The sequence below is a fragment of the Streptomyces sp. MNU76 genome, assembly GCF_020982545.1.
In the GTDB taxonomy this organism is placed as follows: Bacteria; Actinomycetota; Actinomycetes; order Streptomycetales; family Streptomycetaceae; genus Streptomyces.
The window spans coordinates 311,887-333,215 of the sequence record NZ_JAJKLK010000001.1; the positions used below are offsets into that span (position 1 = coordinate 311,887).

Sequence of the window (21,329 nt, forward strand, 5' to 3'; positions counted from 1 at the left end):
GTACGGTTGCCTGAGCAAGCGCTTAGCCGACTCGGATGCGTCCGGTGGGGCGCTGGGCACATCCGAAAGCACTCAGGTGGAGGTGACGGCGTGCGCCGTACGGTGTTCAACGAGGATCACGAGGCGTTCCGGGAGACCCTCCGTGCCTTCATCGAGGCCGAGGTCGTGCCCGTCTACGACGAGTGGCTCGCCGCGGGCCAGGCGCCGCGCGAGTTCTACTACAAGCTCGCCGAGCTCGGCGTCTTCGGCATCCGCGTCGACGAGGAGTACGGCGGCGCCGGCATCGACTCCTACAAGTTCGAGGCCGTCCTGTACGAGGAGACCGCCCGCGCGGGCATCACCTTCGGCGGCTCCGGCGTGCACGTGCTGCTCGGCCTGCCCTACATCAAGCTGCTCGCCACCGACGAGCAGAAGAAGCGCTTCCTGCCGAAGTTCTGCTCCGGCGAGGAGATGTGGGCCATCGCGATGACCGAGCCGGGCACCGGCTCCGACCTCGCGGGCATGCGCACCACCGCCAAGCTCTCCGAGGACGGCACGCACTACGTCCTCAACGGCGCCAAGACCTTCATCACCGGCGGCGTCCACGCCGACCGCATGATCGTGTGCGCCCGTACGTCCGCCCCGACCAAGGAGGACCGCCGCCACGGCATCTCCCTCTTCGTCGTGGACACCAAGGCCGAGGGCTACTCGGTCGGCCGCAAGCTCGACAAGCTCGGCCTGAAGACCTCCGACACCGCCGAGCTGGCGTTCGTCGACGTCAAGGTGCCCGTCGAGGACCTCCTCGGCGAGGAGAACAAGGGCTTCTACTACCTCGGCCACAACCTCGCCTCCGAGCGCTGGGGCATCGCCTACGGCGCCTACGCGCAGGCCAAGGCCGCCATACGGTTCGCCAAGCAGTACGTGCAGGAGCGCGTCGTCTTCGGCCAGCCCGTCGCCGCCTTCCAGAACACCAAGTTCGAGCTGGCCGCCTGCCAGGCCGAGGTCGACGCGGCCGAGGCCGTCGCCGACCGCGCCACGGAGGCCCTCGACGCCGGTGAGCTGACGCCCGCCGAGGCCGCCAGCGCCAAGCTGTTCTGCACCGAGGTCGCCCACCGCGTCATCGACCGCTGCCTCCAGCTGCACGGCGGCTACGGCTTCATGAACGAGTACCCGATCGCCCGCCTGTACGCGGACAACCGCGTCAACCGTATCTACGGCGGCACCAGCGAGATCATGAAGACGATCATCGCCAAGGACATGGGTCTGTAGGGACCGGGTCTGTAAAGCACCGGAAACCGCTGCACAGTACAACTGACCCCATGAGTCAGCCCGCACTTCAGTCTCTCCTCGATCTGCTCGACCTGGAGCAGATCGAGGAGAACATCTTCCGCGGCCAGTCCCGGCCCGCCATCGTCCCCCGGGTCTTCGGCGGCCAGGTCGCGGCCCAGGCGCTGGTCGCCGCCGGCCGGACGGTCCCCGCCGACCGGCTGCCGCACTCCCTCCACGCCTACTTCCTGCGCATCGGCGACGCCGGCGCGCCCATCGTCTACACCGTGGAGCGGATGAACGACGGCCGCTCCTTCACCGCGCGCCGCGTCGTCGCCGTCCAGCACGGCCAGCCGATCTTCGCCCTCTCCGCGTCCTTCCAGCGGTACGAGGACGGCCTCGACCACCAGGCCCCGATGCCCGCCGCGCCCGACCCGGAGACCCTGCCGACCGCCGAGCAGCTGCTCCCGGCGTACGGCCTCGACCCGGCCGTCGTGGAGAAGACGCTCGAAGCCCGCGCCGCCGTCGACCTGCGGTACGTCGACGACCCGCCCTACGGCCGCTACGGCGAGCCCCGCGAACCCCACTCCCAGGTCTGGTTCCGCGCCAACGGCAAGCTCGATGACGACCCCCTGCTGCACGTCGTGCTCGCCACCTACGTCTCCGACATGACGCTGCTCGACTCGATCCTGCTCGCGCACGGACGCGGCGGCTGGGCCGTCGGGGACGTCGTCGGCGCCTCGCTCGACCACGCCATGTGGTTCCACCGGCCCTTCCGCGCCGACGAATGGCTCCTGTACGACCAGGAGTCACCGTCGGCGGCGGCCGGCCGGGGCCTCGGCCAGGGCCGGATCTACACCCAGGACGGCCGGCTCGCGATCTCCGTGATCCAGGAGGGTGTCGTCCGCGTCCCGAGGGGGCGGCCGAAAGAGCCGGCGGAGCCGAGGGAGCCGGCGCAGCCGGGGGAGCCCGGGGCTACTCCCCGCTGAGCCCCGCCTGCTCCAGCAGGTACGCCGACATCGGGTCGTAGTGGCGCGGGCTGACCACGTGGTCGTCCAGGGGCACCACGACCTGGAGGGTGCCCTCGGACTCGCCGAGGAAGAGGGCCGGGTCGTTGGAGTCCGCGTACCCGACGGAGTCGATGCCGAGCTGGCCGGCGCAGCCCGCCCACCCGTGGTCGGCGACGACCAGGTCGGGCAGCGGCAGCCCGGCGCCCTCCAGGCCCCGCAGGATGGCGCGCATCGGCTCGGGGGAGTGGGTGTGCCACAGGGTGGCGCCGTGTTCGAGGACGGCCACGTCCGCGAACTGCATGACGTACCCCTCCTCCGTCTGCAGGCCGTCCGGGATGACGACGATCTCGCAACCGGCCGCGCGCAGTGCCCGCGCGGTCTCGTTGTGCACCTGCAGCAGGCCGCCGGGGTGCCCGGTGGCCAGCAGCACGCGCTGCCCGCCCTCCGCCGCCTTGCGCAGCCGCGCCGCCATGCGATCCAGCGCGTCGACCGTCAGATCCGGGTCGATGGTGTCCTGGCCGTAGCGGTACCCCGGGTCGTCGTTCACGCCGACGCGCTCCGCCATCACGGCCAGCACGTCCTGCTCGTCGCTCCAGCGGTCCCCGAGCTCCAGGCCGAGCCAGTAGTGGCGGTTGCCGTTGGCCAGTTCGCGGTAGTGGGAGAGGTTGTTCTCGCGCGGCGTGGCGACGTCGCCCGCGATACGCGTCCGTACGAGGTGCTCGACGAGCTCGGCGCGGCTGGGGGTCCCGGGTATCGGCATGCGTCCATTGTGAGGCAGACGACAGCGGGAGTCGCGGGCGTCCCGCCCGCTGCGACCCGCGTCACTCCGCACGGCGTTCGGCGAGCACCGCCTCGACCGTGGCGATCCGTAGGACGAGGTCACCGGCGGGAACGTCGACCAGCTCGTGGCCGTAGGCGCGGTACGTGTCCTCGTGGACCCGCTCGAACTCCAGCGACTGCCGGAAGTTGATGCGGCGTGCGGCGGTGGGTTCGCAGAACCCCAGGTTGCGGACGAAGAACACCTGCCGTTCGTAGACGCCCTGGGTGGTGACCCGTTCGACCTCGGCGGTCAGCGCCGACGACGGCACGCGGCCCTGGTAGGTGGCGAGCGCGAGGGTGCACAGCGGCGAACGGTCGTACAACTGCACGGCGTCGGCCGTCGGGGCCGTCAACTGCCGCCGCTTCTGCAGCGCGACGATCCCGTCGACGAACGATTCCCGGGTCCACGGCTCGTCCTCGCCGCGCGCCTGCGCCCATGCGATGACATCGGTGGCGGCCTCCTCGACGACCGTGTGACCGCGTGCGGCCAGGCCCCGCAGGAGGGTCGTCTTGCCCGCGCCGGGAGTGCCGGTGAGTACGTATCTGCGCATGCCGCCCAGGCTAGGTTCCCCTCGGCCGCGCCTGCTCGCCGCACGCGGCTCTCGTCTCACCCGTCCCGCAGCGCGAACCACAACTCCATGCGGACGTCCGGGTCGTCGAGGTCCGCCGCCAGCAACGTGGCGCAGCGGGCGATGCGTTGGCGGACCGTGTTGCGGTGGACGGACAGGGCGACGGCCGTGCGGTCCCAACTGCCGTGCAGGGACAGCCAGGTGCGCAGGGTCTCGGTGAGCGCGGCTGCGCCGGGGGCGGCGGTGACCGGGGCCAGCAGGGCCTCGGCGTGGGCGGTCGCCTCGTCCGGCGGCACGAGTTGGGCCAGCGTCGTCGGGAGCCCGTGACGGGCCAGCGCCGTCCGGGTGGCCCTGGCGCGGGCCAGCGCGCGGGCCGCCTGCACGTCGGCGACGGGCCACGCGTGAGGTTCGGCGGGGGCGCTGACGCCGCAGATCCAGCCCGGCTGCTCGGAGATCTCGCGGTCGGCGGGGACGAGGACGCGTACGACGTCGCCGTGGGCGTCGACCAGGGGCGAGCCGAGAGCGGCTCCGAGCGAGGCCGCGGCGAGGGCCTCCGGCCGGGGGGTGCCGTCGGTGAGGCGGGCGTGGACGACGTGCCAGTGGGTGCCTGGGCCCAGGAGGGGCGCGGCCTCCTGCGGTTCGGCGCCGAGCAGGAGTCGGACCAGGGCCGAGGTGCGGGCCGCGCCGGTGCCGATCTGGCGTTCGCCGGTGAGGAGGGAGAGGAGGACTGCGGCGACCGAGGCGATGGTGTGGTCGCCGGGGGCCCGGTGCGCGGTGGCCACGCCGAGGGTGAAGCCGTTGCCTCCGGTGGTGAGGGCGTAGGCGGCGAGGTGGGTGCCGTTGACTGTGTCTGTGGCGGAAGTGGGGGTGGTGTGCGCGGGGAGGGGTGGGGGATTGGGGTGCGTGGGGCTGGTCGCGCCCACGCGGCGGAGCCGCATATGACGCGGCCCCGCGCCCCTGTCGGGGCCTGGGCGGACCACGGTCGCCAGGGCTGTCAGGCCTTGGTGGACCGCTTCCCCGGGCTCGCGTCCCGCCGACGCCAGTTCCGTGCCGTCCGGGCCGTACAGCACGACTCGGCCCGAGACCCGGCGGGCCAACTGGCGCAGGACCGCGTGGACCGGGTCCGGGCGGGACGCGGCTGCCGCCAGGGCCTGCTGGGCCTCCGTCACGCGGCGGAGCTCGGCGTGGCGGCCGAGGGCGATCAGCTGCCAGACCGCGCGGGCCACGCCCGAGAAGGTCGTCCGGGGCGGGACCTCGATCAGGGGCAGGTCGTAGGAGTCGCAGGACGCGACCAGGGCTCTGGGGACGCTGTCGTGGACGGGGGCGACGCCGAAGCCGAGGGCCGCGCCGCCCGCCGCGACGATGCGTGAGACGTAGTCGTCGAAGTAGATGCCCGACCCGGCCGCCTCCGGGATGTGGACGCCGGCCGTGAGCAGCAGCTCGCCGCCGAGCAGATACGGGTACGGGTCCGACATCTCCGAGGTGTGCGCCCAGTGGATCGCCGTGCCCGAGTCCACCGGCCCGGCGATCTGCCGCAGGCCCAGGTCGTCGCGGGCCAGCAGCGCGGAGAGGAGGACGGGCGGGTGGGAGGGACCGCCGGGGCCGGTGGGACGGACGGGTCCGGCATGGTGTGCGTTCCTTCCATCCGGCACGGCTCGAATGGATGAAACGTACACTTCGCAGTCGCTTTCCGGCCACCTAGTGTCAGTGCCCGTCACCCGCCACCGAGCGTGCGCGAAGGAGGCCTCTCACCATGGCCGTCGACTACACCGTGATCGTCCTCTATCTGGCCGGAATGCTGGCCATGGGCTGGTGGGGCATGCGCCGCGCCAGGTCGAAGAGCGAGTTCCTGGTCGCCGGGCGCCGGCTCGGCCCCACGATGTACTCCGGCACCATGGCGGCCATCGTCCTCGGCGGCGCCTCCACCATCGGCGGGGTCGGGCTGGGCTACCGGTACGGGCTGTCCGGCGCGTGGATGGTGTTCACCATCGGGCTGGGGCTGCTCGCCCTCTCCGTCTTCTTCTCGGCCCGGATCGCCCGGCTGAAGGTCTACACGGTCTCCGAGATGCTCGACCTGCGCTACGGCGGCCGGGCGGGCGTGATCTCCGGGCTCGTCATGTGGGCGTACACCCTCATGCTGGCCGTCACCTCCACCATCGCCTACGCCACGATCTTCGACGTCCTGTTCGACATGAACCGCACGCTCGCGATCGTCCTCGGCGGCTCCATCGTCGTCGCCTACTCGACGCTCGGCGGCATGTGGTCGATCACGCTGACGGACATGGTCCAGTTCGTGGTGAAGACGGTCGGCGTGCTGCTGCTCCTGCTCCCCATCGCGGTCGTCAAGGCCGGTGGGTTCGGTGAGATGCGGGACGCGCTCCCCACCTCGTACTTCGACCCGCTGGGCATCGGCGGCGAGACGATCTTCACCTACGTCCTGATCTACACGTTCGGCATGCTCATCGGACAGGACATCTGGCAGCGCGTGTTCACCGCCCGCAGCGACCGGACCGCCGAGTGGGGCGGCACGGTCGCGGGCACCTACTGCCTGGCGTACGCCCTCGCCGGCGCCGTCATCGGCACGGCGGCCAAGGTGCTGTTCCCCGACCTGGCCAACGCCGACGACGCCTTCGCGACCGTCGTGAAGGAGGAACTCCCGCTCGGCGTAAGGGGGCTGGTGCTCGCCGCCGCCCTGGCCGCCGTGATGTCGACCTCCTCCGGCGCGCTCATCGCCTGCGCCACCGTCGCCAACAACGACATCTGGTCGCGGCTGCGGGGGCGGACCGCCGACGGCGACCACGACGAGGTGCGGGGCAACCGTGCCTTCATCCTCGTCATGGGGCTCGCCGTCATCGGTACGGCGATCGCCCTCAACAACGTCGTCGAGGCGCTGACGGTGGCGTACAACCTCCTCGTCGGCGGACTCCTCGTGCCGATCCTCGGCGGGCTGCTGTGGCGGCGCGGCACCGCTCAGGGTGCCCTCGCCTCGGTGGCCGTCGGCGGCCTCGCGGTCGTCGGCCTGATGGCGTCCTACGGCATCCTCGCCAACGAGCCCGTCTACTACGGCCTGCTCTCCTCCCTGGTCACGTACGTCGCCGTCTCCCTGGCGACCCCGGCGACCGACGCCGCCGTGCTCGACGCCTGGCGCGAGCGTCTGGCCGGGCGGACCCCCGAACTCGTGACCGAACCCGTACCGACTCACCAGTAGAGTCGTCAGCAAGCAGCACATACGCGACGAAGCGTAGGAAAGAAGGCTTCACCCCATGAGCAGTGCCCAGACGCCCCGCGGCCCCGTCGACTCCTCCCGTGTCCCCCGGTACGCCGGGCCCGCGACCTACGCCCGGCTGCCGCGCCTGGACGAGGTGGGCCGGGCCGACGTCGCGGTCGTGGGCGTGCCCTTCGACTCGGGTGTCTCCTACCGGCCGGGCGCCCGCTTCGGCGGCAACGCGATCCGTGAGGCGTCCCGGCTGCTGCGCCCCTACAACCCGGCCCAGGACGCCTCCCCCTTCGCCCTGGCGCAGGTCGCGGACGCCGGTGACATCGCCGCCAACCCGTTCAACATCAACGAGGCGGTGGAGACGGTCGAGGCGGCCGCGGACGAGCTGCTCGGGACCGGGGCCCGGCTGATGACCCTCGGCGGCGACCACACCATCGCCCTGCCGCTGCTGCGGTCGGTCGCCAAGAAGCACGGCCCGGTGGCGCTGCTCCACTTCGACGCGCACCTCGACACCTGGGACACGTACTTCGGCGCCGAGTACACGCACGGCACCCCGTTCCGGCGGGCGGTCGAGGAGGGGATCCTGGACACGTCCGCCCTCTCCCACGTGGGCACGCGCGGACCGCTGTACGGCAAGCAGGACCTCACCGACGACGAGAAGATGGGCTTCGGCATCGTCACGTCGGCGGACGTGATGCGGCGCGGGGTGGACGAGATCGCCGACCAGCTGCGCCAGCGGATCGGGGACCGCCCCCTCTACATCTCCATCGACATCGACTGCCTCGACCCGGCCCACGCGCCGGGCACGGGGACCCCGGAGGCGGGCGGCATGACCTCCCGCGAACTCCTTGAGATCCTGCGGGGCCTCGCCTCCTGCCACCTGGTCTCCGCCGACGTCGTCGAGGTGGCGCCCGCGTACGATCACGCCGAGATCACCGCGGTGGCCGCCTCGCACACGGCGTACGAACTCACCACGATCATGTCCCGGCAGATCGCCGCGGCCCGTACGGGGAACGCGGGCGAGTGATCCGCGACAAGGAGAAGAAGGAGAAGGCAGCGCAGTGACCCACGACCACGACCTGGTACTCCGCCCGTCGGCCGCCCAGACGGAGGCCGCGCTGAACCCTCCCCCCGGCCGCAACGGCGGGGACCTGGTCGTGGAGACGCTGGCCGGGCTCGGCGCGACGACGGTCTTCGGGCTGCCCGGCCAGCACGCGCTCGGCATGTTCGACGCGCTGCGGCGCTCGGATCTGCGCTACATCGGCCTGCGGGTGGAGAACAACGCCGGGTTCGCGGCGGACGCGTACGGCCGGATCACCGGGGAGGCGGCGCCGCTGCTGCTGTCGACCGGGCCGGGCGCGCTGACCTCACTGGCCGCGCTCCAGGAGGCCGCGGCGGCCTCGGCCCCCGTCCTGGCGATCAGCAGCCAGGTCCCGACGGCGGGCCTGGGCGGCGGCCGCCACGGCTATCTCCACGAACTCACCGACCAGTCGGCGTCGTTCCGGGGTGTGGTGAAGTCCGTCCACACCGTCCGCACCCAGTCCCAGATCCCGTCCGCGATCGAGGCGGCCTGGAAGTCGGCGCTGTCGGCCCCCCACGGCCCGGTGTGGGTGGAGATCCCGCAGGACGTGCTGCTCGCCGAGACGTCGATCCCGGTGGTGACGGTCGGCGACGCCTTCCCGGAGGAGCTGCCGCCGCGCCCCGAACTGACCGCCGTGGCCGCCCACTTGCTGTCGTCCGCCGCGCGCCCCGCGATCATCGCGGGTGGTGGGGTCGTCCGGGCGGACGCCTCCGGCAAGCTGCGGCAGCTGGCGGAGGTGCTTCAGGCGCCGGTGGTCTGCACGCCCGGCGGCAAGGGCGCGTTCCCCTGGACGCACCCGCTGTCCCTCCAGTCCTGGATCGAGGACCGCCACACGACGGACTTCCTGGAGGACGCGGACGTCCTGCTGGTCGTCGGCTCGGGCCTCGGCGAACTCTCCTCCAACTACCACACGTTCAAGCCCCGGGGCCGGGTGATCCAGATCGAGGCGGACCTCGGGAAGCTGGAGTCCAACCACCCCGCGCTCGGCATCCACGCGGACGCGCGCCTGGCGCTGACGGCGCTGCTGGAGACGATCGAGGGGACGCGGGAGGACGAGTCCGCGTCGGAGCGGGTGCGGGAGGTGCTCGCACGGGTGCGGGAACGCATCGACGGCCAGCAACTCACCCTCGAACAGGACCTGTTGGCGTCCATCCGGCGGGCTCTTCCGTCCCGCGCGCCCTCCTTCTGGGACATGACGATCCTGGCGTACTGGGCCTGGTCGGCGTTCGACCCGAAGGGCCCCAACACCATGCACTCGGCGCAGGGTTCGGGCGGCCTCGGCTACGCGTTCCCGGCGGCCCTCGGTGCGGCGGCGGCCGACCCGACCGAGCCGGTGCTGGCCGTCTCCGGCGACGGTGGCGCGCTGTACTCGATCGCGGAACTGGCCACGGCCCGGCAGTACGACCTCGACGTCACCTGGCTGATCGTCGACGACGGCGGGTACGGGATCCTGCGCGAGTACATGACGGACACGTTCGGGGAGACCACCGGCACGGAACTGACCCGGCCGGACTATGTGGCCCTGGCGGAGTCCTTCGGCGTCCCGGGCACCCGGACGACCCCCGAGACCCTCGCCACGGACCTGACCAAGTCCCTTGCCACGCCGGGCCCTTCGGTAGTCGTCCTGCCGACGGTCCTGAGGATGTTCGCGCCGACGCATCTCTGACGCACACGCACATGTGACGCACATCACTGAGTGAGAGGTGGTGATTCCCTCAGGGAATCGCCCATGTGTCCGGCTTGATCCTCCTTCCCGGATTCGCAGGCGCCGCTTTAGCCGCGCGCTTTCGCGAGGTAGGCTGCCCGGCTGACGATCAGGAAAGCGGAAAGTGCCTCTGACGCGTAAATAGGAGCAGGTCAGGAGGGGTGTGGGCAGGGCTGGGTGCCCGGTGGCTGTGGAGGCCGTCGGGTGTCCGGGCTCGGGGCGGTCAGGCTGGGACGTACAGTCCGGCCGCCGACAGCCAGGTGACCGTGGACATCGATGGCGTGCTGATCCTCGCACACTCCGAGAAGCAGGACGCCACCGTGACCTGGAAGAAGACTTTCGGCCATCACCCGCTCGTCGCGTTCGTCGACCACGGGCAGGCTGGGTCCGGAGAACCAGTGGCCGCCCTGCTGCGGCCCGGCAACGCAGGCTCCAACACCGCCGCCGACCACATCGAAACCGCGAGGCTCGCCCTGGCGCAACTGCCCAGGCACCTGCGGCAGGGCTGGCAGACGCTGATCCGCACCGACTCCGCCGGCGGCACCCACGCCTTCCTCGACTGGCTCTCCGAACCGGGCCGGTGGCTGTCGTACTCCGTCGGAATGACCATCACCGACACCCTCCACCAGGCCGTGCTGAAGATCCCGAAGAATGCATGGACGCCGGCCTACGACGCGGGCGGCACCGAGCGGCCCGGCGCCTGGGTCGCGGAGATCACCGACATGCCCGACCTGAGCATCTGGCCAAAGGGGATGCGGCTGATCGTCCGCAAGGAACGCCCGCACCCCGGCGCCCAGTTGCGCTTCACCGACCTCGACGGACTGCGGCTGACCTGCCTCGCGACCAACACCACGGGCGGCCAGCTCGCCGACCTCGAAATGCGCCACCGCCGCCGGGCCCGCTGCGAGGACCGCATCCGAAACGCCCGCGACACCGGCCTGCGCAACCTCCCTCTGCACGACACCGCACAGAACCAGATCTGGCTGGAGATCGTCTCCCTCGCACTCGACCTCCTCGCCTGGATGCCGATGCTCGCTCTCACCGGCGACACCCGCCCCTGGGAACCCAAGAAGCTCCGCCTGCGCCTGTTCTCCGCCGCCGCCCAACTCGTGAACACCGGCCGCCGACGCTGGCTCCGCTTCACCACACGATGGGCCTGGACCGACGAGATCACCCGGGCAATCGACCAGCTCAATGCCTTGCCGAGCCCCGGCTGACCAGCCACCGACCTGCACCACCACACCGGGAACGTGGAACCCGGCGCCCACCTGACGCGACACTCGGGCGGGCCAACCTGCCCCAGCCGGGAAAAGACTGCACCTCACAGACGCAGAGTCCCCGTGCACACCGCCGAGGACTCATGAACGATCGAGGGTAACTTCAAAAACGAGGCACCAGGACATTGAGAGTGTTGAGAACGAGCGAGGTACCGAGGGCGGGTTCATTGTCCATGAACTGGGGGTTCCTGTTACTCCAGGATCCGTCGGGACGTTGCAGTGAGCGCAAGTGGGAAGCCATCTCGTTGGCCCAGGAATGCTCGCGGTCGTCGGCGGTGAGCAGCGTCTTGACCTCCAATTCATGTAGGCATTCCGCCATGAGCCACAGGTATAGGTACAGGCCCGCCTGACTCGGGTCACCATGTCGGTCGGGAACGATTTCCACCGTATCGCCGCGATCGGCGAAATGAAAACCTCTGGAGGACTTTAGTCGGGTCGCGGGCACGCTAGAACCCTGCGTGTCGGGATCATCGGTGACCGTCATGCTGGGATGCCCCTCAGGCCAGCGCGGTGACTGGTCAAAATCAAAGTTGAGTGCGTCGGCGTATCGCGCGTGTTCGCTGACGGTGTAGTATTGACGGAGCCAGTCGAGAGTGATCGTCACCTCCGGTGATGAATGGGATAGTCCCGCCCCGAGATAGATAAACATTCCCTGCAGTGTGGCGAGTCCGGTGGATATGATTGGGGTCAGGTTCTGGCCCACCGCTTCCCGCGCCTCGGAGTGCCGCCGAAAGCGGTCCAGGGTTAGAAGCATTCCTCCATCGCCGGAAAGGCAGAACCTGTTGTCGGCGAGATACTCCTGGACGTCTGGACGATTGTTGATCAAGGGAGTGTTGTGACAGCAATGGACGTAGTCCACCATCTCCCTCCAGAGGGGGTCGCTGGGTGCGACCCCCGCGTACCGCAGAGCCGCCGCAGCAAACATGGTATCGGTTATCGAGGGCCCACCCATGGTGACTTCTCGGTTCGGGTGGCTAGGGGTACTGAACACCCCTGTTCTCCCCGCGCCGAAACCACCGCGGTGCATTCCCTCCTTCTCCTGGCACCCCCTGAAGTAATCGACCGCCTTGGCGATCTGGGCGGCGTATCGCTCCCTGTCTACGGCGCACAGTAGCCACGTCCCCATACCGGTGGCCGCAGGACGGTACAGGTGCCGGCTGGCTCCCTCACCGAATGCCCCATCCTCCAGCTGCTCGCCCGCCAGCCACTCGGCGGCCCGTTCGGTGGCCGCCCGATCAATGTTCAATAGTGCCAATCCGGACAACGCGGTGACGAAAACGCTCGGATCCGGCCCGCCGGCTTTAAGGCGCAACCCCCACGCTCCGGATGAGCCTTGATGCCTCAGCAGCCAGTCGCCGGCCCTTTTCCTCATCTCCCGGATGGACGCGGAACCCACTGAACTCACCACATCTAGTGTCACTAATCGATTCCTTTGTCTTGTCGTTGTCGGTGAGGTTGGCGGACCTCGGTGTGAACCCAGCGGTCCAGGCGAACGGTTTCGCGCCGGTGTTCCCAGCGGTGACGTAGTTGTTGATCGCGCTGGTGAGGCGGGTGACGGCGGTGAAGGTGCCGCGTCGTCGCATGGCTTGCCGGGCGGGTCCTGAACCAGATCGCGACTTTTTCGCCCAAACCGTGTAGAGCATCCCCGGTCGGGCCGTACTAGGTGACGAGCCGAATTTGGCGAGGCTCTACCGCCCCGTCCATCGTCGCTGACAGATGTCTTGGACCCTGTCGAGAAGTGCTCGGGCATGGTTTTCCATCCATTGCAATTCCGCACCCAGGAACTCTGCGCGTTCGCCCGCGAATGCTATACCGACGATGGCCACGACGTCCCCGTTCTCGTCGTGTACCGGTAGTGCCACGGCGGCCTGCGCATTCACCGCCCGCGCCCCCGGTCGGACAACACCGCTGTCATCCGTCTGGATATTGCAGGACTGCACCGCCACCCCCCGCTCCAAGGCCAGCCCTGCCATGCCCTTGCCCCGAGGCACAAACGCCGTAACCTCCCGTACCTTCGGCGGCAGGTTGACGGCGGCAGCCAGCGCAACGCCTTCGCCTTGGCGCACATGAACAGAGCCGGCCACGCCGCCGTACGTTCCGATGAATTCCCGGAGCCAACTCTCCATCTCAGTTTCATCTGTGATCATGGTGGCCTCCTTCTGTCTGTGCCCGGAAAGGTATATGCCAGCGATCGGTTCAGGAACTCGTTGAGCGGTCCGGTTCTCCAATGGTTTGTTTGACCCGTTCGGCGAGTGAGCCGCTCGACCGCGTCACCGTCAGCCGCAGCCACAAGCTCCAGAACGATCCCATGGTCAATCACCTCATCTCTTCTTGTCGGAATTCGAGAGGAGGGCTTCCCTGGAATTCAGAGTTGCACAAGGGAAGCCGAAGTTCCAGGGGTTCCTTGAAGTTTTAAGATCTCATATCGGCCATTTCTGTGCGATTCGCTCCACCCGGCCGCCCCGCTTGAAGGGCATACGGGAATCCTGAGATCTAAATTACGCCAAAAGAATGATTTTGAGCCATGCCCATATGTCTATCCACCCGTGACCCGGGAGGCGGCCTGCCCCTGTACGGCGTGGCCCTGCGGGACGCGATCCGGCGCCGGAGATCTTCCAGCAGCTCGTGCGCTGCGTCACTCGACCTCGTGGCCAATGCCCGCGTCGTCGACGTAGGCGCGCTCGGCGCGGTACAGGCACCGGCCTGCGCGTACGGGGGTGTTCGTGGGTCTCGCCGCTCACTCCGGCCGGGCTGGGCATCAGGTGGAGAACGGCGGCAGTTCCGGCCCGGTCCCCACCGCCTTCTCCAGCGCGATGTTGATCAGATCGGCCGGGCGGTTCTTCGTCGCGGCCTCCTTGCGGACCGACTCCTCGGCGATCCGGCGGGCCCGCGCCCGGTGGTACGTCACGCCCACCCGCCCGCGCACCTCCGTACGCTGCCGCTCGGCCGTCGGCCCGTCGCCCGCAACGCTGTGTGCCCTCCGGCAGCTCTACCGCGCGACGGGCGAAGTCGACCACCATCCCCGGGTACTCGTCCGCCTTCGGCCCGTGTATGCCTCTGAGCGGGACTTCGTGTATGCGAAGGGTTTCGACGCGCTGCGGGGACTTGAATGGAATCGTTTCGACCCGCTGCGGCTTCCTGTGGCGTGAGGGTCCAAAGGATCTGCCGGCGGTGCCGCGCGAGCGAGACGGCAGGCTTTCCTGGGTGATGACTCACGCGGACTGACGGCGGCCATGACACACAGCCGTCGGCCGTGCTGGCGCCCTTCTCGTTCTTGTTCGGCTCGAGAGCGGAGTGTCGGCACGGAAGGGGGAAGCGCTCGCTGATGGATGGAGCGGGTCAGGTGTGTGTCAGGGGCGGAGGCGGGCCGTCAGGCCCTCGAAGTAGCCGCGGTGTATGGCCGGTAGGTCCACCTCGTCCGGGTCCAGGAGCCAGAGGAGGTGGGCGCCCTCCAGGAAGGCGGCGACCTCCGTGGCCAGTGCCGTCGGGTTCACGTCCGGGCGGGCGGTGCCGTCCTTCGTCGCGCGGGTGAAGAGGGCCGCCAGGTGGGCGCGTAGGGCGCGGCCCCGGTCGCGGAACCAGGTGTGGAGGGTGGTGCCTGGTTCCAGGTTCTCGGCCGTCAAGGTGATGTGCAGGGCCGCGAGTTCGCGTTCGGTGGCTGCCGTGTGTTCGGCGTCGCGGACGAACCACGCGAACGCCTCGGCGAGGGTCGGTTCCGAGGTCGGAGTGGCCGACAGGCGGGCCAGCGCGCGGCGGTCGGCCTCCTCCAGGACCGCCTGGACCAGGCCCTCCTTGCTGCCGAAGTGGTGGATGAGGGCGGACGGGGTGACGCCTGCCCGTTCGGCGATCGCGGCGACGCCCGTGCCGCGTACGCCCTGCTGGGAGAAGAGTGTGATCGCTGCGTCCACCATCGCGCGGCGGCGTTCCACGCCCCGCCTCTGCACTTGTCCCTTGACTCCGGCCATGGTCATCAGGGTGCCGGGTGGGGTGGCGGGGCGTCCACTTCGAAAAGGGCGTGCGGGATCCGGGTCCGATCATTATCTTGAACGACCATGCAGGAAAATAGAGAGAGGGACGACGTCGTCCTGGTCGGTCGTGAGCGGATCGTTCCCGTGGACGGCATCGAGTTGTGGGCCGAGCAGTTCGGCGCTCCCGAGCATCCGGTCGTGCTGTTGGTGATGGGCGCGCAGGCGCAGGGTGTCCAGTGGAACGACGGGATCGTGCGGCGGCTCGTCGAGGGCGGGCGCCGAGTCATCCGCTACGACCACCGCGACACCGGGCGGTCCTCCGTCGTCGACTTCGCCGAACGGCCGTACACCGTCGCCGATCTGGCCTCGGACGCGCTCGCCGTGCTGGACGCGTTCGGTGTCGAGAAGACGCATGTCGTCGGGGTGTCGCTGGGCGGGATCATCGCGCAGCGGATCGCCGTCACCGATCCGGAACGGGTGCTGACCCTGACGAGCCTGTCGTCACAGCCCCTGGGCACGGACACGGCGGCCGCGGTGAGCCGGGTCATGGCGGGGGAGCCCCCGGCGCCCGGTGAACTACCCCCGCCCAGCGCCGAGTTGCTGGCCGCGCTCGCTACCACCTTCCCCGATCCGAGCGCCGGCCTGGAGGAGCACCTCGCCCTGCGGCTGCCGCTGTGGCGGGTGCTGCACGGGTCGGTGCTGCCGTTCGACGAGGAGGAGTACCGGGCCTTGGAGCGGCGCGTGTTCGAGCGGGCGAGTGATCTGGCGGCCGGGTTCAATCACACGCTCGCCGGGGCCGCCGGCGGGGATGACACGGCGGCCCTGGCCTCGGTCGCCGCGCCGACGCTCGTCCTGCACGGCACCGAGGACCCGATGTTCCCGCCGGCGCACGCGGAGGCGACGGCCGCCGCCGTGCCGGGGGCCCGGCTGGTCATGATCGAGGGGCTGGGGCACAGCCTGCCGAGGGCGATGGACGCCCGGCTGGCCGAGGAGATCCTGCGGCACACGGGCTGACACAGCTGGCACAGGGCCCGGCGCAGGGCCTGGCACGTGGCCCGGCACACGGCCTGACGGCCGCTCGCCGACGTGATGCGGCGCGCGCACCCGGCACCTCCGGGCGCGCGCCGCTACCGCCTCAGCACGGAGCTGCACGCTCAGCGCAGAGCCGCTCCGAACATCGCGTCCGTGACCGGGCCCGCCACGTCGCCGGGGCCGAAGGCCAGGGCCGACGTGGTGGTCAGGCCGGTGGTGGTGCCGGGGAGGACCCAGACGGCGCCGTTGTCGCTGTTCTCGGCGGGGGCGCCCACGGCCAGGTCGGGGTGACCGTTGCCGTTGAAGTCCAGCAGGGCCGTCGTGGTGCCGAACTTGTCCTCCGCCTCGGCGACCCCGGGGACCCCGGCGGTGTTCTGGTGGAAGACCTTGGTGCCGGCGCCCGTGACACCGGAGGCGGTGCCGGGGACGAGGGCGACCGAGCCCGCGTTGGTGATGTCCGTGACGTCCTCGTAGGCGATGCCGAGGGCGATGTCGGCGTACCCGTCGCCGGTGACGTCGGCGACCGAGACCGCCGAGCCCACCAGGTCGCCGTCCTCCTGCGCGCCGGGGAAGCCGGGCAGGCTCTGGTCGAAGGTCTGGACGTTCGACTCGGACGTGCCGGTGGGCGAGCCGTAGGCCACGCGGACCTGGTCGGACCAGCCGTCCGCGCCCACGACCACGTCGTCGTAGCCGTCACCGTTCACGTCGCCGATGCCCGTGCCCGCCGGGTCGCGGCTCGTGTCGTCCCCGGGTGTGAAGCCGCGGGTGAAGCCCGAAGCGCCGCCCAGGAGCAGGCGGTTGCCCCACGTGCCGTCGCCCGTGTAGTGCCACTGGACGATGTCGTCCCGGCCGTCGCCGTTGACGTCGCCGACCTGGCCGGAGACGACCGGGCCGGTGATGGAGGACGGGCCGTTCTCACAGCCCCCGCCGGTCGCGCAGGACGCGTCGTCCTCCTCCCAGCCCCACCACAGGGACTTGTCGAGGAGGTTCAGTACGGCGGCGGGCTTGCCCGCGCGGGAGATCGGGCCCTTCCACAGGGCCGCCGGCGCGCCCTCGGGGTCGTCGCCGCCGACGGACTGCGCGGAGAACAGCGCGAGGTCGGTCTTGCCGTCGCCGTCGAAGTCGCCCGCCTGCGGGGCCGCCCCGTACTGGGCGATGCTCGTCCCGCCGGTCAGCCCGGTCGCCGAACCCCAGAGGATCACCGAGCCCGCCGTGCCGCCCGCGATCACCAGGTCGCCGTAGCCGTCCCCGTCCAGGTCGCCCTTGGTGAAGGTCGAGCCGAAGCGCTGGTTGGCGGTGGCGGAGCCGGGCACACCGCTCGTCGAGCGGCTGATCAGCTTCTTCTTGGTGGGGGAGATGCCGCTCTTCGAGCCGTACAGGACGGCCACGTAGCCCGCCTTGGCCTTCGAGGACACTGTGGCGTTCGGGGCGCCGACGACCAGGTCGGCGTACCCGTCACCGTTGAAGTCGTCCGCCACGCCCACCTCCGCGGGGGCGGCCGAGGCCGTGCCCAGCGACAGCGCGGTCAGGCCTCCGGCCAGCAGTACCACCGCTGCCAAGGGGGCGCTCACGCGTGCCGTACGGGTGCGTCGTGCTGCTGCTCGTGCTCGTGACATGCACGTGCCTTTCGGGTCGGTGGAGATCCTGCTCCGGCGGGCGGCGGGCGGAACCGCCGCGTCCATGTAGTCCGACTCGACAAGGAGTTCGTCGGTTGTGCGTCCGAATGTCATGAGTACGTAACTGAACGGCGGACCCCCGGCCCGTGCGGTCCGGGGGCTCACCGTGCTCACCGCGCTCGGCGTGCGGCTACCAGATCGCCTCGACCCACTCCGGGTGGTCGATGAACGGGTTCCGGTTGCCCTGGTAGTTGCTGTGGATGAGGTCGTTGCGGCGCTCCTCGAAGGAGTCCGGCGGGTCCTCCTCGTTCCAGGCCTTCAGGACGGACAGGCGGCCGTGGAAGCGGGTGCCGCCGTTGTTGACGGAGTCGTTGGGCTCCAGGTTGGGCCAGCCGTCGTCGCCCTCGTACCGGACGGCCATGTAGAGGATCATGCGGGCCACGTCGCCCTTGACCGCGTCCCGGGGCTCGAAGGAGTTCGAGTCGACGAGACTGCCACCGCTGTTGGTGAAGCTGCTGCCGCCGTTGTCGAAGTCGAGGTTGCCGCGTCGGGCGTTGACCGCCACGTCCTCGGGGCGCAGGTGGTGCAGGTCGGTGCCGGGGCCGGCGGAGGTGCCGAAGTCGCCGTGCGACTGGGCCCACACGTGCTCGCGGTTCCAGTTGCCGGAGCTGCCGCCGTTGAGGGACTTGCTGCGCGAGATGCCGCTGTAGAGCAGCTTCACGTTGTTGCTGTTGTTGGGGTCCTGGTCGGTGACCTTCAGCGCGTTCCAGACCGCCGAGTACGAGATGGTCGTGTGACCGTCGATGATCGAGTGCAGCGAGGACTTCAGGGCCGTACCGGACTTGCCGATCGCGCTTGCGTAGTACGTGTCGTCGTACGCGGTCGTCGTCGCCGAGGCGGGGGTGGCGGTGGCTGCCGGGAGGACGATACCGACGAGCACGGCCGACGTCGCGAGAGCGACCGACTTCCAACTGCGTATCCGCGCAGCGGGCATGAGGGGTGTCCCTTCCCAGAGGGCCGCGCAGGAAGAGGAGTTGCTTCGGGGAGCCTCGTTCTACGCGGGTTGACTGTGTGGGTAACCGAGAGATTGGCATGGACGGGTCAGTCGAGGTGTTACAAGTGGAAGGCGATCCGATGACGATTCGGCCAACGGGGCAACCCTCGTGCCTCAACTCCCCTTCACCTGCCTCGATTCAAGGGGAGACCCTCATTGACGTGCGAATTTCGGCGTGCTGGGCCGGTGAGCGGTCTTGCGTAGTTGTCGGGTGCAGAGCAACCTCAACGGGGGATGAACGGTCTTCTTCAGGGGGGTGACGTCTGGCGTGATCCCGGTCTGCCGACCGGCCCGCCCACCTGCACGCCCCCACCTGCACGCCCACCTGCCCGTCGACTTGTCCGTCCGTCCGTCCGTCCGATCGTTCGTCCGCCCGTCCGTTTGCGGGTCCATTCCGTCCCGCCCGTCCCGCCCGTCGTCCACCCGTCGGCGCCCACACCGGAAAGCCATGTTGCCCACCAAGAAGAGACCCGACCGCTCGCACGAGACGACGGCCGGATAATTGATATCCATGTTCTCGCGGGTGCTCCCGCGAATACGCAGCACGGTCGCGTCCGACAAGTGGCGCCGACCGAAGGTGATTCTGTGGACCGCGGCGGTGGTCGTGGGCATCGGATTCATGCTCGCGCTGGAGGTCGCCGCACGGGGATACGGTGTGCCGGGGCCGATCACCAATCAGGCGAGCGAGGTGATATTCGCCCCGAAATCAGGGCCGTTGCTCTACGCCAGTATGGCGTTGACGATGGTGGTGCTCACCTGGCGCGAACGGTTCATCGCGACGGGTGTCGCCGCCGGAATCGATATCGTCTTCTTTCTGGTCCGATGGCTTCTCGACGCCAAAATGATGTTCGGCAACGGCGCGCTGTGGGTGATCCTGGGCTGCGCGGTCGTCGCCGTCACCCGCCGCACCGGCCGTGAACGGGCGCTCCTGCTGAAAGGCGTCGGGCTCGGCCTGCTCCTGGTCGCCGGCCGCAAGACGGGCGACGCCTGGCTGCTGATCACGTCCAAGACGCGGCCCATGGTGCTCGACCAGTACCTCGCCACCGCCGACCACGCGCTGGGCAATCCCTCGTGGCTGGTGGGCCGGCTGGTCAGGGCCACCGGACCCGTCGGCACCCATCTGCTCGACTGGGTCTACATCCAGCTCGCGGTGGCGGCGGTCATCGTGACGCTCTACCAGCTGCGGCACGTGGCGGCCGAACGCCGCTTCCCGCGCCACCACCTGGTGCGCACCTTTCTGGTGATCGGCCTCCTCGGGCCGAGCATCTACATGATCTTCCCGGTGGTCGGACCGGTCTTCGCCTACGGCACGGGCGCGTTCGGCACCGGGGGCGAGCACTGGGCGCTGGCCAACATCTGGCCCGACAGGCCACCGTCACTCACCACGCCGCATCCGATGGTGTACGACGAGATCACCCCGCGCAATTGCATGCCCAGCCTCCACACGGCGTGGGCCACCGCGATATTCATCCACTCGCGCCGGGGCCCGCGCGCTCTGCGATACGCGGGAACCTTCTGGCTGATCGCCACGCTTTCCGCGACGCTGGGATTCGGATATCACTACGGCGTGGATCTCATCGCCGGTGTCGTCTTCACCCTCACGATCGAGGCGGCGCTGCGGACGTACGACCTCGGCTGGGACCGGGCGGGAATCGTGCTCGTCGTCCACGGTGCGGCCGTATTCGCGGGGCTTCTGCTGGCGTATCGCTATCTGCCGGTGGAAATGGCCCGACACCCGTGGGTGTACGGGCCGCTTCTCCTTATGGTGATGGGCTCGGTCGTATACGGCTACGTTCGTGTCGACCGACGCTGGACGCCGGAAGCCGCGTCGCCGCGACAGCCGGAGCGGCGGGCGGAACGGCATCCCGAGCTGGTGTGAGCGGGCGGGAACAACGGGCGGAGGGAGCGGCGGGCCCGGCGAGGGCTCAGCCCTTGAGCCGCTCCCGCAGCTCGTCGACATCGGTGAGGAACCATGTCTGACGGTTCCGGTTGCACTCCCGGACGAAGTCGCGCAGGGCCGAACTGGCCTCCGTGTGCCGGGAGATGTCGCCGACGACGGCGAGACCGACGCGGTACTGCACGAACTTCTGGATGATGTCGCCCGCGACGCGGGTGCTCAATCGGAAGAACCGCTCGTCGAACCGCTCGACGGGGACGGCGACCCACGCGGCGCCCTGGTACCCGGCATCACCGATGAGGTCCAGGGCGTCACCCTCACCCCCGATCACCCCACCCTCGGCGTCACACATCAGCACGGGCACGTCGTGGATCGTCTGCAGGGTGGTGGTCATGGGGCGAGGCTACTGTCACTTCATCAGCGTGTCGTGGGCGGCGTACGCGGCGGACTGGGTGTGGTACCCCGAGAGGAAATCGAGCTGGGAACTCGTGTCCAGATAGTCGGGGAACCTGCCGCCGGGCGGAACGAAGTCCGCTATCGCGCGGAACACCCCGCCGGCGGCCTTCCCGTGCTTGGGACCACGGGTGTGCGCGGCGAGCAACTGCTCACCCGCCTTCTTCAGCTGTTCACGCAACGCGGGGCCGGGACGCTGCTTGGCCTGGCTCAGGAAGCTGTCGTTCCCCAGCCGCCGGTCGCGCTTGCCGATGGCCTGCAGTGTGTGCAGCGTCGCGTAGAGCTGACCGCACAGGTAGGCGGGGGAGGGCTGTGTGTCGGCCAATCCGGCTCTCCTTCTCCATCGGGCCCGACGGGCTTCTGCCTCCCTCCCTACCCCGACCCGG

At 69.8% G+C, this 21,329-nt stretch carries 17 protein-coding genes and 2 pseudogenes; 8 read left to right on the forward strand and 11 right to left on the reverse strand.

Annotated elements, in window-relative coordinates:
• The first annotated feature begins 90 nt into the window (after positions 1–90).
• Positions 91–1,248: an acyl-CoA dehydrogenase family protein gene (locus E4N62_RS01370; RefSeq protein WP_230211560.1), complete on the forward strand. Its 1,158-nt coding sequence runs from the start codon at positions 91–93 to the stop codon at positions 1,246–1,248.
• Between the two features lie 50 nt (positions 1,249–1,298).
• Positions 1,299–2,234: an acyl-CoA thioesterase II gene (locus E4N62_RS01375; RefSeq protein ID WP_230211561.1), complete on the forward strand. Its 936-nt coding sequence runs from the start codon at positions 1,299–1,301 to the stop codon at positions 2,232–2,234.
• On the opposite strand, the gene E4N62_RS01380 is transcribed toward E4N62_RS01375, so the two are convergent.
• The 3 genes and pseudogenes from E4N62_RS01380 to E4N62_RS01390 form a co-directional block, all read right to left on the reverse strand.
• Positions 2,221–3,015: a phosphatase gene (locus E4N62_RS01380; RefSeq protein WP_230211562.1), complete on the reverse strand. Its 795-nt coding sequence runs from the start codon at positions 3,013–3,015 to the stop codon at positions 2,221–2,223. The two genes, E4N62_RS01375 and E4N62_RS01380, sit on opposite strands and share 14 nt — an antisense overlap.
• Positions 3,016–3,076: 61 nt before the next feature.
• Positions 3,077–3,625: an AAA family ATPase gene (locus tag E4N62_RS01385; protein ID WP_230211563.1), complete on the reverse strand. Its 549-nt coding sequence runs from the start codon at positions 3,623–3,625 to the stop codon at positions 3,077–3,079.
• A 56-nt stretch (positions 3,626–3,681) separates the two neighbouring features.
• Positions 3,682–5,288 (reverse strand): annotated as a pseudogene (locus E4N62_RS01390) (PucR family transcriptional regulator ligand-binding domain-containing protein).
• Between the two features lie 108 nt (positions 5,289–5,396).
• On the opposite strand from E4N62_RS01390, the gene E4N62_RS01395 reads away from it, so the two are divergent.
• The 4 genes and pseudogenes from E4N62_RS01395 to E4N62_RS01410 all read left to right on the forward strand — a co-directional run.
• On the forward strand, positions 5,397–6,851 hold the full coding sequence (locus tag E4N62_RS01395; RefSeq protein WP_230211564.1) for a sodium:solute symporter: 1,455 nt from the start codon (positions 5,397–5,399) through the stop codon (positions 6,849–6,851).
• Between the two features lie 55 nt (positions 6,852–6,906).
• On the forward strand, positions 6,907–7,887 hold the full coding sequence (speB, locus tag E4N62_RS01400) for an agmatinase (protein ID WP_230211565.1): 981 nt from the start codon (positions 6,907–6,909) through the stop codon (positions 7,885–7,887).
• Between the two features lie 34 nt (positions 7,888–7,921).
• Entirely contained in the window at positions 7,922–9,607 is a 1,686-nt protein-coding gene (locus E4N62_RS01405; protein ID WP_230211566.1) for a thiamine pyrophosphate-binding protein, read from the forward strand.
• Between the two features lie 266 nt (positions 9,608–9,873).
• Positions 9,874–10,863, forward strand: a pseudogene (locus tag E4N62_RS01410) (IS1380 family transposase); the annotation flags it as partial.
• Positions 10,864–11,026: 163 nt separating this feature from the next.
• Here the strand turns inward: E4N62_RS01410 and E4N62_RS01415 are convergent.
• The 4 genes from E4N62_RS01415 to E4N62_RS01430 all read right to left on the reverse strand — a co-directional run bounded on the left by E4N62_RS01415 (position 11,027) and on the right by E4N62_RS01430 (position 14,888).
• Positions 11,027–12,328 (reverse strand): prenyltransferase/squalene oxidase repeat-containing protein, encoded by a 1,302-nt coding sequence (locus E4N62_RS01415; protein WP_230211567.1) that lies wholly within the window; start codon positions 12,326–12,328, stop codon positions 11,027–11,029.
• Positions 12,329–12,611: 283 nt separating this feature from the next.
• Entirely contained in the window at positions 12,612–13,070 is a 459-nt protein-coding gene (locus E4N62_RS01420) for a GAF domain-containing protein (protein WP_230211568.1), read from the reverse strand.
• Between the two features lie 611 nt (positions 13,071–13,681).
• On the reverse strand, positions 13,682–13,837 hold the full coding sequence (locus E4N62_RS01425; protein WP_230211569.1) for a hypothetical protein: 156 nt from the start codon (positions 13,835–13,837) through the stop codon (positions 13,682–13,684).
• Positions 13,838–14,273: 436 nt separating this feature from the next.
• Positions 14,274–14,888, reverse strand: coding sequence for a TetR/AcrR family transcriptional regulator (locus tag E4N62_RS01430; protein WP_230211570.1), 615 nt, complete (start codon positions 14,886–14,888; stop codon positions 14,274–14,276).
• An 87-nt stretch (positions 14,889–14,975) separates the two neighbouring features.
• Here E4N62_RS01430 and E4N62_RS01435 point away from each other — a divergent pair, with 87 nt between their 5' ends.
• Complete coding sequence (locus E4N62_RS01435; protein WP_230211571.1) at positions 14,976–15,905, forward strand: alpha/beta fold hydrolase; 930 nt, start codon at positions 14,976–14,978, stop codon at positions 15,903–15,905.
• Positions 15,906–16,045: 140 nt separating this feature from the next.
• On the opposite strand, the gene E4N62_RS01440 is transcribed toward E4N62_RS01435, so the two are convergent.
• The gene (locus E4N62_RS01440; RefSeq protein WP_230211572.1) at positions 16,046–17,539 is read right to left on the reverse strand and encodes an FG-GAP-like repeat-containing protein; all 1,494 of its coding nucleotides are present in this window, start codon (positions 17,537–17,539) and stop codon (positions 16,046–16,048) included.
• Between the two features lie 190 nt (positions 17,540–17,729).
• Positions 17,730–18,533 (reverse strand): endonuclease I family protein, encoded by an 804-nt coding sequence (locus E4N62_RS01445; protein ID WP_230211573.1) that lies wholly within the window; start codon positions 18,531–18,533, stop codon positions 17,730–17,732.
• A gap of 571 nt (positions 18,534–19,104) precedes the next feature.
• Between E4N62_RS01445 and E4N62_RS01450 the strand changes: the two genes are divergently transcribed.
• The gene (locus tag E4N62_RS01450; RefSeq protein WP_374116901.1) at positions 19,105–20,472 is read left to right on the forward strand and encodes a phosphatase PAP2 family protein; all 1,368 of its coding nucleotides are present in this window, start codon (positions 19,105–19,107) and stop codon (positions 20,470–20,472) included.
• A 46-nt stretch (positions 20,473–20,518) separates the two neighbouring features.
• On the opposite strand, the gene E4N62_RS01455 is transcribed toward E4N62_RS01450, so the two are convergent.
• Together E4N62_RS01455 and E4N62_RS01460 are read right to left on the reverse strand one after the other, a co-directional pair.
• Positions 20,519–20,884 (reverse strand): DUF4180 domain-containing protein, encoded by a 366-nt coding sequence (locus E4N62_RS01455; RefSeq protein ID WP_230211575.1) that lies wholly within the window; start codon positions 20,882–20,884, stop codon positions 20,519–20,521.
• 15 nt (positions 20,885–20,899) lie between these two features.
• A complete protein-coding gene (locus E4N62_RS01460; protein ID WP_230211576.1) occupies positions 20,900–21,268 on the reverse strand; it encodes a type I-C CRISPR-associated protein Cas8c/Csd1 in 369 nt (122 codons plus the stop codon).
• Positions 21,269–21,329: the final 61 nt, after the last annotated feature.